The sequence below is a fragment of the Labrys sp. 22185 genome (genome assembly GCF_052045555.1).
Taxonomy (GTDB): domain Bacteria; phylum Pseudomonadota; class Alphaproteobacteria; order Rhizobiales; family Labraceae; genus Labrys; species Labrys neptuniae.
Genome location: NZ_JBQEPH010000068.1, coordinates 1 through 11,439 on the forward strand (window position 1 = coordinate 1; position 11,439 = coordinate 11,439).

Below are 11,439 nucleotides of genomic sequence, written 5' to 3' on the forward strand. Positions count from 1 at the left end.
GATAGCGACAGATATCGCTCGTCGCCGGGGCGCGAGAACCACTCGGAAGACACACGGCCGATCCGTTCACCGCGGCTGACATCGACCTTATATCCACCGCTTGCGTCGCGACGGCTATCAAGAACCTCAATGGTCATGGAACCAATCTCCATGACGGGCGCCGGAAACCTCTCTCCCGACCTTCAACCCGTCACGAAAATCCCATCCACTCTCTCACTCTAACGGGCGCTACGGCGCCGCCTTATGCAGGAGGACACCGGTATCGGCTAAAGGACGGACGAGTGCTTTCCGATCGATAGTTAAATCGTCAGCTTCCCTCGCACACCCGACTATCGAGGGCATTGTCATGTCTTTGCGGTCGATCCCGTCCCGTTGAAGCCATCCGGTTTTGCGCCGATCGAAGCCAGGCCGACTTGGATCGTCGACAAGGCTGACGTTCTTTGCCTTTCTGGCAGCGCGTTCAAGCCTTGCTGGATGGCTGCGCGCCAATTCGGACCCCGATTCCAAGCCTCGGTGAAGGCTTCGGCAAGATCGTCCCCGCGGCGGGTTTCGCCGAGGGCCTCGATCAGCAGGCTCGCCTGCTGGATGTCTTTTTCACGCTTTGCAGCACTGCCGGCATCCGATTGCCGCCGTGAGGCGACAATCAATTTATGCACCGCATATCGCTGCGGCGACGGCACGACGACCGGGACGCCGGATCGGTGGAGCATGACGGTCCGCACCGGCTCCTGGATCAGGAAGTCGAGAAAGCGCAAGGGTTGGGCTGACGCACCTCCCAAAGCCGGCATCGGGCTGGCGTGATCGGCGTAGTCATCAGATCCGCGGTTCGGTGTCAGGAATTCCACCTTGTAACGGGCGGCATTCTCGAATTGCGTCACACGCGCCGGATCCAGCCGGTGGGGGATCGCCCGAAAGCTGGGATCGATCGCCTTCAGAATATCGAGAACAGGGGGAAGAGTATCCTCGAGCGACGACGACACCGAATAGTGCTGGGCGAAGTCGGCATCACCTGTCTGCAACGACGCACCAGGCAAGCGGACGCCAAGCAGGCCGGCATAGGTTTGAAAAGCAACCGTGCCGACGAGCAGTCCTCGTAGACGAAATATGCCGGCATTGCCCATTGCTTCCACGATGTCACCGGTGAAGCGATCGGGTGCCGCCAGGCCAGCGTCCCGGGTCAAGGAGGAAACAAGCCTGCGGCGGGCGCGCAGATCACCTTTGATTTCCTGGAAGGCCTCGACCCTTTTGGCAATATCGGGATCGTCCGCTGGACCCACATATTTGCGGGTTTTCTTTGGCTGCGTCTGCTCGAAATACCAATAGTTCCTGCCCTTGACGGGTACGCGCACGAAGTTGCCGGCAATCGAGAAATCGGTCTCAAACGATGCATCGAGGCTGCGCTGCACCAATTCGGCGAACATGGTGCGGTAGGCAAGGTCAATGGTTTTCATGTGACCTCAAGCTATAAGATTTACTGTAAGATCTTATAGCTGCCACGCAACAATAGGGCAAGGCACGTTATAAGATATTTACAGAAAACATATAGCCTCGCTCGTGACTCGACTACCGCCGAGCGCAGTCGCGCCACCGCGTCGCGATAGCGTTGAATCGCCCTTTCGTTCAACTGGTGCACAGTGAGCGAGATTGTTTCCGCAAACTTGGAGACTGCTATATCGCAGCCGCACGTGCGCGGATCAGTTCCACCAGCCAGCGATGTCGACCGACACCGGGAACGGGCAGCGGCTGCGACGATAAGACCGAAATCCGCCAGCGGGTCATCGCAGCGGTCGGTTGCCCCAAAATCGGCTGCTTCCGTGTGTCGCCGCCAGCGCCGAAGCGCGATGCCGATCGATCCCGTTCCTTCCGAACAAAGTTGGAGCCGGCGGGAGGCCGTCATCGACAGGCGCGCGACTTCTGCAACGGCGGCGCCGAGTCCGCCATGGCGAAGGCCCCCTTCCATACAGGCGAGCACGGTCTTGTCGTCGCCAACCTCGACATAGATTACCCGATCTGGCCCCAGACCCGCTTGGGCCAGCGCGGGCGCAAAGAGATCGGGCCTAGTGATGCACCACAAAACCTTGCCCGTCGGGCGGGCCGCTATGCCCGCGGCAAATAGCGCCGCGGCCGCGCCGTCAACGGCCCCATTGCCGCCGCCCGCGCCGCTCTGCGCCATCTCGTGGCTGCCCAAGTTCCGTCGCAGGAAGGTGTTAGCCGCGGCGTATGGGGGGAATTGTGGAATATTGACTGACGATCTGAGGAACGGATGCAATCGCTCAAAACCTATTCACCCCCACAGCGTTTTTTCCATTGGGCCATGGCGGCCATCATTCTTGCCGCACTCGGACTAGGCCTTTGGGCTTCCTTCCTCGAGGCCGGCACGCCCACTCAAAAATTCATATTGGAGATTCACAAGTCGCTGGGTTTAACCGCAGCCTTGCTCTTGCTGCCGCGCCTTACCCTTCGATTGATTTGGCCGACGCCGGCCACGAGTGAAAACGAAAATCGTACAGCGCGTCTTGCCGCTTATGCCGCGCACTGGACCCTCTACGGTCTCATGGTGTTTATGCCGATCACTGGCTACATGTTCTCCGCCGCCGGCGGCTATTCATTGCCGTGGTTCGGTTTGTTTCAGTGGCCGCGCTTGTTAAGGCGCGATTCAGCGATAGCGGCGGCTGGCGAATGGCTGCACGATCACGGCGCGTGGATCTTGTATGTGGTTGTGGGGCTCCATCTCGCGGCTGTTTGCTGGCACCAGTTCTACAAAAAGGATGCCGTGCTGAGCCGCATGCTAACGCCGCGGACGATCAAATAGCCGCATCCTCGATGTCAGGGTTAAGGGGCGCGAGCGGTAGGCGCTTCGACCACGCTAACGCCGCTTATTGAGCTGGCTCGACCGCAAGCCCTCGAATGGCGGCCAAAGGCCCGGAACGCGCTACAAGAATGCCACAGAAAGCGTGGCATAAAATGCGCGGCCGATCGGTATCGATCTCGAAAGCGGCCGATAGCTGATGCTAAGAGGAAGAATGAAATCCGTTCTGCGTATCGCCGTTGGCGTCTTCCTGCTTACCTCGCCGGCCAGCGCCACCACCTATGAGGCGGTCGATGGCAACCGCATCATCGTTCTCGACGGCGACACAGTCGCCCTGCCATGCAAAACGCCCGGCCCGGGCTGTTCGGAGCGTATCCGGCTCCTGGACATCGACGCGCCCGAGGTTTTCATCCCGATTGCAAGGAAGGGCTGGAGCAAGGCCTCAAGGCCAAAGTCAGGCTGGTGCAATTGATCAGAGGCAAGGTTGTCTATGTGGAACGCGACGCGCGCCGGGACCTATACCGGCGCACGCTAGGCTCGTTACGGATCGGTAGCCCGTCGGGGCTCAACGCAGGCATGCAGCTTGTCCGAGAGGATCTGGCCCGTCCTTGGAAGGCCGGCCGTGCTGCGCGTGAGGAGCGGCGACTCTATTGGTGCGGGCCAAATGCTGCGCCAAACAGAGATTAGCGGCAAAACTCACCTCTGTGTCCCCCGGCGTTGTCACAGCCGCTTCACATCGATACTGCCACTATGGGCTGCAACCGGTCATTCAGGTGGGTGCGATACGATGCGCAAGCCGGCTATAATCGCACTTTTGGCACTATCCCTCACTGGCCCGATCTCGACGGCCAGAGCCTAGTGGGATGAGGGGCGCATGCAGGTGGCCTATGTTGCCTACCAGCGGCTGAAGGATGGACCTGAGGACAAGGCGGATCAACTTCTGCGCCTCAACCCCAGCTATCAAAAGTGGACTGCCGGTGCCCCACCCGCCCCTCCCCATCGCGATGTTCGCCCCCGACGCGTAGTTGAGGCGATGGCGGGGGTGATGATGCGGCCGAAACAGCGACGAGAGAGCGGACAGAACGACCTGTTCCGCTCGCGGCTGGACCAAATCCTGAACCTGGATCATGCGCTGGTATGGCAGCGTGGCGCACGAGCGGATACCGCGGGTAGCCTTGCGATGCGGACGTGGTACGCTGACCTCGATGTCCTACAGAAAGGTAGAGCTAGATGAAGCTCATGAAGTTTCTGGCTGCCGTGAGCACTCTGTGTTTCCTCGGTGGTGTGGCGGGGGCAACCGAATCCTCATTCGTCGGAAAATACACGTTCAACTGGTTGAAGAGCCCCGGTAAGCAGCACTGCATCAAAGTCGACGAGAAGCTTGCGTCCCGCCTTTCGTCGAAAGAATTCAGATGCAAGCAGAATGAGGGGAAGACGGAGGCAGGAGAAACTCTTCCGGCCTGCAGGCGCATCGCTGGCAGCGTAGAATACCTGATCTTCGATTCGCGAATTTCCTGCGAGAACGAGCGAAAAGCGCAAGACGCGAACTCGGAAGAGTGACGATTCCAGCGGGGCAGTTGTCCGCAAGCACCAGTATTGTTGTCGCTCTCACGAACTTCCTGCAGCACCGGCGCTTACAGCAGCAGGACGAGCGGAAAAACCATCAGGAAGAGGTCACCCTCAACCGAGCCTGTCGGCCGTCAGGCGTACGGTCCTCAAGGCGCTATCGCCGCTCATCCCCGTCCATCGATGTCCCAACTGCCGAATTCGCTTCAGCAGTAAGCCTCCGTGAATCTGCCAAAATAGTTCTAGACCGTCACCATCTCAGTTCGCCGCGCTCGCAGACTTGGCGCTAGCGGGGATGATCTCGACGGTCGCGGTACTGCCGGAGATCAGCCTGATGCCGACGGCGACGGGGTCGATGCGGATGCGGACCGGGATGCGCTGCGCGAGCCTGACCCACGAGAAGGTTGGCACGACTTTCGGCAAAAGATTGCCCGTGTCGCCGCGCTGGTCGTCGGCGATGGCAGCAGCGACGCTCTCCACGCGGCCGGCAATCTCGCCATCGTGCCCCATCAGCCGGACTCTGGCTCGGTCGCCGATCGCGACCTGCCGCAGTTTCGTCTCCTCGAAGTATCCCTCGATGCGCAGCGAGGCGGTGTCGACAAGAGCCACCGCCTGTACCCCGGCCGCCAGAAAGTCTCCTGGATGAATGCCGAGATTGGTGACGATGGCGTCAACCGGAGCCTTGACCGAAGATCGCGCCAGATCGAGCGCGGCGAGGTCATGCTCGAGTTGGGCCTGCCGATAGCTCGCCTCGGCCTGCCGGGCGTTGGCTTCCACCTGTTCCAACTTCTGCTGGGTGACACTCGCGTCCCCGAGCTGTCGATAGCGGACGAGATCGCGACTGGCCATGTCTAGAGCGGCCTTGCTCCTGTCCGCTTTGGCTTCCGCCGTTTTCAGGGCAAGCGTATAGCGCGCCTGATCAATGCGGAAGATCACGTCGCCCGCACGAACCTGTTCATTGTCATGCGCCAGCACCTCGCTGACGAGGCCGGACACGTCGGGCGCGAGACGCACCACATCAGCGCGCACGCGCCCGTCCCGTGTCCATGGCGTCTGCTCGTAGCGCCTCCACACCGGCAGCCCGACTAGAGTGGCGGTCGCGACGAGGCAGAGGGTCAGGGCGTAGCGGCCGAGCAGGGATAGAAAAGGCTTCATTGAAATAACCCGATCGATGGTAGGTGCTGCACGAGCAGACCGTACATGATGGCGAAGGTGGCGAGCTCGACGAGCGACCGGTATGCGAACACGCGATAGATGCCCGCGACGGAGAGGATGCGGATCACCGCAATGGTGCCGGCAAGCGCGGCGAATGCGAGCACCAGCAGGCCGGGGATGAGGACGCCGCCAACATTGAGATCAACGATCATGAGCTGCATCCCCCATCTGCCGTGCCACTCGAAGCGAGCGCGAACCGAAGGTCGATGAGGAGGTCGAGCATCCTCGAGCGGTCCTTCATCGAACTGACGGCGATCATCGCCGCCAACGTCTCGATGCGCCGATCAAAGCCGATGTGATCGACCGATCCCGTCGGGCTTCCAGCGCTGAAGCGTGCGGCGATCGTGGAAAGAAGTTCGCTCACCTTGTCGCCAATGTCGCCCTTGACCTGTGGGATCGCCGTGCGAAGCTGACCAACGGCGTGACCGATGCGAAGATGGTGCAGGGTATCGTCGAGAACGTCCAAATCGTCCTGGTTTGACACCCGCAGCCTTGGGAGGAGCAGCGCTGTCCGATCGATCATGAGGCTCCTCCAGTGCGCCTCGTCGGGCAGGCCGCCGAGGGCTCGTCGGCTGACGTCCCTCCGACTTAAGCGAAGCAGCCGGTTGATCGCCGCGTCGACCGGTATGGTCTGGAACAGGGACATGCTTACGACCCCGAATCCGGTTGCCGCAAAAAGCGCGGTGATGGTGTTGAGGGATTGTGCGAAGTCGCCGGTGTAATTGGCGCCTAGACCCGAGAGGATCGGGATGGTGAGAGTGATGCCGAGCGCCATGAACGTCGTCGAGGGACGCGCTTGCAGGGAGCCGGCGAACAGGAAGGCGGGGGCGAGCACCGCGACAAGGACGGCGAAGTCCGTGACCTGGGGAAGGATGACGAAGCTGTAGGCGAGGCTGATCGCCACCCCATAAAACGAGCCGACTAGGTATTTGATGACGTTCGGCACTGGCGCGTCGACATTCCCGAACAATGCGCAGCATACGCCGAAGATTGAGATGGCCGTTCCGCCCTCTGGCCAAGCCGACCACACCCAGAGGGCACAGCCGATAAGGATGCCGACGATGGCACCCAGCGCGGCCCGGCCTGCCATCCAGGGATCGCGGTGATAGACGTAGCCGGTCGCACGCAGCGCCCCGTGGAGCGATGCCGCCTCGCGCGATCGGTCGGCAGTCGCGACATTCCGCCCAAGCCTGTCGCAGTCTTGAAGCAGGCCGATCATTTCGGCCAGATGACCGGCGAGATTGGCGGCGAGCCTATCGTCAGGGGTCGCGGCCTCCGCGCTGAAATGTCTCTGAAGTGATCGCGCGCGGGCGATCAGATGGACTGCGGCGTTCTCCCGCGCGGTCGCCTCGACGGTTGCGATCCAGATCCCGACGTCACCGAGGAAGGCGATCAGTTCGATGGGCGGGTTGTCGCCCTCAGCGCCAAGGAAATGGATCCGGTCCTCGATCTCGGTTGCGAGCGGAAGCAGTCGGGCGAGCCGGTCATGGAGCAGTTGGAGCTTTTTGGCATCCGGCGTTACGGGCGCTGCGTCATACGGCAGGTGCGTTGCAAACCCCTGCAGGGCGAGGAGGTCCGCTGCGAGCTGGTTACGCTCGCTGCGATTCGCTCCGGGCGTTCCATTCAGCGCATCGCCTGCCAGCCGACGGACATCCCGCAGCGTTGCCGACAGTTTGACGGTGAACTGGCCGGTCATGCGCTTCGGCAGGACGTAGCGATGCACCAGGACGGCGCAAAGTATCCCGATCAAGATCTGCTGGACCCGCACCGAGGCCGTATCGAAGATCGCGCCGGGATCCTGCACGCTGGGGAAACCGATCAGGCTCGCTGTGTAGCCGGCCAGAATGAAGGCGTAGGCTCTTGGTGTGCGATCAAGTAGTGAGAAAAAGAGGCAAAAACCGATCCAGCAGGCAAGAACCGCGCTGCATGCGATCGGATCGTTCACGAAATTCGGGACGATCGCAACCGTCGCCACGGCGCCAATAAGCGTCCCAGCGAACCGATAGACGCCGCGGCTGAGCGATGCACCTGCGGAGGTCTGAGAGACGATATAGACGGTCACGATGGCCCAGAAAGGTTTGGGCAGCCCGATACGCAGCGCAATGTAGTAGGCCAGCATCGCCGCGGCGAAGCTCTTCACCGAGAACAGAACCGCATCCGCATCTGCCCTCGTAGCGGGGGCTCGCCAGTAACGCGAAGCCGCACCCGCTATCGCGGCGGCGGCTTTCCCTATCGATCTGTTCGCTGAAGGTTCGACGCTCATGCGACGCATTATCACTGCATTGCAGAGGCGAATAAATTCGGTATTCTGTCAGAAAATATCTAAAAGCTGCCAATCAGATGCTCCTGTCACGATCAGCCGTCTCTGTCTTCGACCCCGACCTTACGGATCGACCGGCCGTCGCGTGGCAGCTCGACTTCGCAGATTACGAGGCGGAGGTGCCGATGCATCTGCATCGCAAGGGCCAGTTGATCCTCACGCTGCATGGGGCGGTCACTTGTACCGCAGATAACGAGATCTGGATCGTGCCGCCCAACTGCGGAGTCTGGATTCCGGGCGGCGTGCCGCATAGCGCCCGGGCGACAGTGAATGCCCGGCTTAACTATCTCTTCGTGGAACCAGGGGCGGCGAAGCTACCCGAGGATTGCTGTACTCTGTCAATCTCCCCGATGATCCGGGAAATGGTCGATCGGTTGGCTCGCGAGCCTGCCGACTATCCTTCGGATGGACATGCGGCCCGGCTTGCTAGGGTGGCCCTCGACGAACTGGCCGAAATGCCGCGTGAGCGCTTCAATTTGCACGTCTCCAGCAATCCGAAGATCCGTACGATAGCGGATGCTCTAACGGTTAAACCTTCCGACCGCGGCACGTCGGCCGAATGGGCGAAACGCGTGGCGATGAGTGAGAGGTCGCTGGCCCGTTTGATGATCGCGGAGACGGGCCTGACGTTCGGACGCTGGCGGCAGCAACTACACCTTATCGTCGCACTCCGAGAACTGGCCAGCGGTGCGACAGTGCAGACCGTAGCGGCCGAGCTTGGCTACGAGTCGGTGAACGCTTTCATCACGATGTTTAAGAAGGCTCTAGGAAGCACGCCCGCACAGTATTTTGCGCAACGCAGGGCGACGCTGCTCACAGCCCCTAACCCGCGTAAGGAGTGAATGATATTCGGGTTTCCCGGCGATGCGCGCGGCTCGCATATTGTAGTCGGTGGCGCGATAATGCCTTCCATCACAGCAGTCGTACTAAACGGCACTGCGAACCGCCGATTAGGTGCGATAACCTGATTTATCCCGCAGATCGGCAGCAGCAGCTCGTGACCCATGCACGAACCCGCTTCGCGGGAGTGTCGCCTAGCGGTGAGGTGGCGTAATATTCACAGCCTTTGAGCGGGTGGCGGCGGCCGCCCTCGAACATGGAGTTCCCTTCAACAAGAGGAACTCGCCATGGCTACTGTGTCGACTGGTACATCCGTCTCACCCCTGCGCCAGCGCATGCAGCACGACATGCTCCTGCGTGGTCTGGGCTCGCACACGCAGCAGGATTACGTTCGTCACGTCCGACGCTTTACCGCGTTCCTGGGACGCTCGCCCGACACCGCAACACCTGAGGATATTCGCGGCTTCCAGTTGAGCCAGCATGAGAACGGCATCAGCCCTGCGACGATCAATGGCGCGGTTTCGGCACTGCGATTTCTGTTCCTGGTCACGCTGAAGCGGCGGGATCTGGGGCGTGCGCTGGTGATCGTCCGCCATCCACGCAAATTGCCCGACGTGCTAAGCGTGGAGGAAGCCGCACGGCTGCTCGAGGCCGCACCCGGCATCAAGTACAAGGCCGCGCTCGGCGTCGCCTATGGCGCCGGGCTGCGAGTGTCCGAGGTTGCGCATCTGAAGGTTGACGATGTCGACTCGACACGCATGCTGCTGCGTGTCGAGCAGGGAAAGGGCCAGAAGGACCGCAACGCGATGCTCTCGCCGCAACTGCTGGAACTGTTGCGGCTGTGGTGGCGTGAAGGAAAGCGGCGCGGGGTCATGCTTCCGCATGGCTGGCTGTTCCCGGGGCGCAGTTGCACCGACCCGATCTCGTCGCGGCAGTTGCACCGCGCGGTTCAGGAGGCCGCCGAAGTCGCAGGTATCCGCAAGCGCGTCAGCCCGCACACGCTGCGGCACAGCTTCGCCACTCACCTGCTCGAACAGGATGTCGACATCCGCGTCATCCAGGTGCTGCTCGGGCACAGCAAGCTCGATACGACCGCCCTCTACACCAAGGTCTCGACCCGGATGATCCACGCAGTCGCCGGGCCGCTCGACCGGCTGATGGCGCTGATGGAGGACAAGACACCGCCCGGGTGAGCAGGTGCGGGCGGAACTGGAGATCGCTGACATCTTCCGTGCTGCCGGTCCTGCATACCGGATCGCCCATGCCGGACGCTTGAACCTCACCCAGCTCAAGGTCATGTCGGCGATTGAGCACTGCCGCACCGCATCGCTCGGCGGGCATATCGAAGCCTGCGAGGACTGCGGCCAGTGGCGGATCGCCTATAACTCCTGCCGCAACCGGCACTGCCCCAAGTGCCAGGGCGCGGCCGCGCGGACATGGCTTACCGAGCGCGAGGCTGACCTGCTGCCGGTCGGCTACTTCCATGTCGTGTTCACGCTGCCCGCCGAGGTCGCCGACATCGCCTTCCAGAACAAGGCGTTGATCTACGACCTGCTGTTCAGGGCAGCGTCGGAGACGATGCTGACGATTGCCGCCGATCCGGAGCATCTCGGCGCACGCATCGGCATCACCGCCGTGCTCCACACCTGGGGTTCGGCGATGACGCACCATCCCCACGTGCACATGATAGTGCCGGGCGGTGGCATCGCGCTCGACGGGAGCCGCTGGATCTCGTCGCGCCCGGCCTTCCTGCTCCCGGTGCGAGTGCTTGGGGCGCTATTCCGCCGGCTCTTTCTCACCCGGCTGGTTGCGCTGTACGATGCCGGGCGGCTCGCCTTCTTCGGGTCGCAGGCGCGCCTCACCGAGCGGCGGGCATTCCTGCGCCATCTTGCTCCCGTCCGGAAGACGCGTTGGGTGGTTTACGCCAAAGCGCCCTTCGCCGGGCCGCAAGCAGTGCTCGCCTACCTGTCCCGCTACACCCACCGGGTCGCGATCTCGAACAGGCGCCTCATCAAGTTCGATGAGAGTGGCGTCACCTTCCGCTACAAGGACTATCGCCGCGACGACACCGACCGCCAGCAGGTCATGACGCTTGCCACCCACGAGTTCATCCGCCGCTTTCTGCTCCATGTCCTGCCGAGTGGCTTCCATCGCATCCGTCATTACGGCCTGCTCGCCGGCTCCGCCCGCCAGGCCAGCCTCGCGCTCGCCCGCGAGCTCCTGGACGTCGCGGCACCGTCCGATGACGACAGCCCGGGCGAACCAGACGTCCGCCCGTCATGCCCCTGCTGTGGCGGACGCATGATCGTCATCGAGGTTTTCGAACGGTGGAGGCAGCCGCGCGGACCGCCGGACCCAACGGCGACCAACCGGGAGAATTATCCATGACCCGGCATGGCATGATCCAGCCCCTAGCCGCAGACACTCAGCCTCCGGCAACAGACCCACGCGTCTCTATGGTGACAACCGATGCCGAAGGGGTAACCTCCGGCCGCGCGACGGGCCGACAACATCGCGTCGAGGCTCAACGAAGCCGTCTCTCCGCGTCCATCGCGGCGCTTCCTTCCAGCCGTCGCACCATCGCCGACATCAGCCGCAAATCGAAATCCCCATAGCCCTCAACAGTGGCCCGCGGGTTCCCGCATGGGAGGCTTTCGTACGCCTCACGGCACCCGAAACCCTTCACCAT

At 62.0% G+C, this 11,439-nt stretch carries 10 protein-coding genes and 2 pseudogenes; 6 read left to right on the forward strand and 6 right to left on the reverse strand.

The window, feature by feature from the left end; all coding sequences use genetic code 11:
• The 3 genes and pseudogenes from ACTJKX_RS36830 to ACTJKX_RS36840 form a co-directional block, all read right to left on the reverse strand.
• Nucleotides 1-137 (reverse strand): annotated as a pseudogene (locus ACTJKX_RS36830) (DUF932 domain-containing protein); the annotation flags it as partial.
• A 207-nt stretch (nucleotides 138-344) separates the two neighbouring features.
• Nucleotides 345-1,451, reverse strand: a complete 1,107-nt coding sequence (locus ACTJKX_RS36835; RefSeq protein WP_149249077.1) for a nucleotidyltransferase family protein — start codon at nucleotides 1,449-1,451, stop codon at nucleotides 345-347.
• A gap of 229 nt (nucleotides 1,452-1,680) precedes the next feature.
• A pseudogene (locus tag ACTJKX_RS36840) lies at nucleotides 1,681-2,158 on the reverse strand (ImuA family protein); the annotation flags it as partial.
• 105 nt (nucleotides 2,159-2,263) lie between these two features.
• On the opposite strand from ACTJKX_RS36840, the gene ACTJKX_RS36845 reads away from it, so the two are divergent.
• The 3 genes from ACTJKX_RS36845 to ACTJKX_RS36855 all read left to right on the forward strand — a co-directional run bounded on the left by ACTJKX_RS36845 (nucleotide 2,264) and on the right by ACTJKX_RS36855 (nucleotide 4,369).
• A complete protein-coding gene (locus ACTJKX_RS36845) occupies nucleotides 2,264-2,812 on the forward strand; it encodes a cytochrome b (RefSeq protein WP_440728358.1) in 549 nt (182 codons plus the stop codon).
• 211 nt (nucleotides 2,813-3,023) lie between these two features.
• The gene (locus ACTJKX_RS36850) at nucleotides 3,024-3,281 is read left to right on the forward strand and encodes a thermonuclease family protein (protein ID WP_149249075.1); all 258 of its coding nucleotides are present in this window, start codon (nucleotides 3,024-3,026) and stop codon (nucleotides 3,279-3,281) included.
• Nucleotides 3,282-4,039: 758 nt separating this feature from the next.
• Nucleotides 4,040-4,369: a hypothetical protein gene (locus ACTJKX_RS36855; RefSeq protein ID WP_149249073.1), complete on the forward strand. Its 330-nt coding sequence runs from the start codon at nucleotides 4,040-4,042 to the stop codon at nucleotides 4,367-4,369.
• 264 nt (nucleotides 4,370-4,633) lie between these two features.
• On the opposite strand, the gene ACTJKX_RS36860 is transcribed toward ACTJKX_RS36855, so the two are convergent.
• Genes ACTJKX_RS36860 through ACTJKX_RS36870 form a run of 3 tightly spaced genes read right to left on the reverse strand, consistent with a single transcriptional unit; the run spans nucleotide 4,634 to nucleotide 7,853 of the window.
• On the reverse strand, nucleotides 4,634-5,530 hold the full coding sequence (locus ACTJKX_RS36860; protein WP_440728359.1) for an efflux RND transporter periplasmic adaptor subunit: 897 nt from the start codon (nucleotides 5,528-5,530) through the stop codon (nucleotides 4,634-4,636).
• Complete coding sequence (locus ACTJKX_RS36865) at nucleotides 5,527-5,742, reverse strand: DUF1656 domain-containing protein (protein WP_149249071.1); 216 nt, start codon at nucleotides 5,740-5,742, stop codon at nucleotides 5,527-5,529. The genes ACTJKX_RS36860 and ACTJKX_RS36865 overlap by 4 nt, the downstream gene beginning before the upstream one ends.
• Nucleotides 5,739-7,853, reverse strand: a complete 2,115-nt coding sequence (locus ACTJKX_RS36870) for an FUSC family protein (protein WP_149249070.1) — start codon at nucleotides 7,851-7,853, stop codon at nucleotides 5,739-5,741. Before ACTJKX_RS36870 ends, ACTJKX_RS36865 begins: the two co-directional genes overlap by 4 nt.
• Nucleotides 7,854-7,930: 77 nt before the next feature.
• Between ACTJKX_RS36870 and ACTJKX_RS36875 the strand changes: the two genes are divergently transcribed.
• The 3 genes from ACTJKX_RS36875 to ACTJKX_RS36885 all read left to right on the forward strand — a co-directional run bounded on the left by ACTJKX_RS36875 (nucleotide 7,931) and on the right by ACTJKX_RS36885 (nucleotide 11,138).
• A complete protein-coding gene (locus tag ACTJKX_RS36875) occupies nucleotides 7,931-8,752 on the forward strand; it encodes an AraC family transcriptional regulator (protein WP_149249069.1) in 822 nt (273 codons plus the stop codon).
• Nucleotides 8,753-9,037: 285 nt separating this feature from the next.
• Nucleotides 9,038-9,943, forward strand: a complete 906-nt coding sequence (locus ACTJKX_RS36880; RefSeq protein ID WP_440728288.1) for a tyrosine-type recombinase/integrase — start codon at nucleotides 9,038-9,040, stop codon at nucleotides 9,941-9,943.
• Nucleotides 9,944-9,947: 4 nt separating this feature from the next.
• The gene (locus ACTJKX_RS36885; protein ID WP_440728289.1) at nucleotides 9,948-11,138 is read left to right on the forward strand and encodes an IS91 family transposase; all 1,191 of its coding nucleotides are present in this window, start codon (nucleotides 9,948-9,950) and stop codon (nucleotides 11,136-11,138) included.
• Nucleotides 11,139-11,439: the final 301 nt, after the last annotated feature.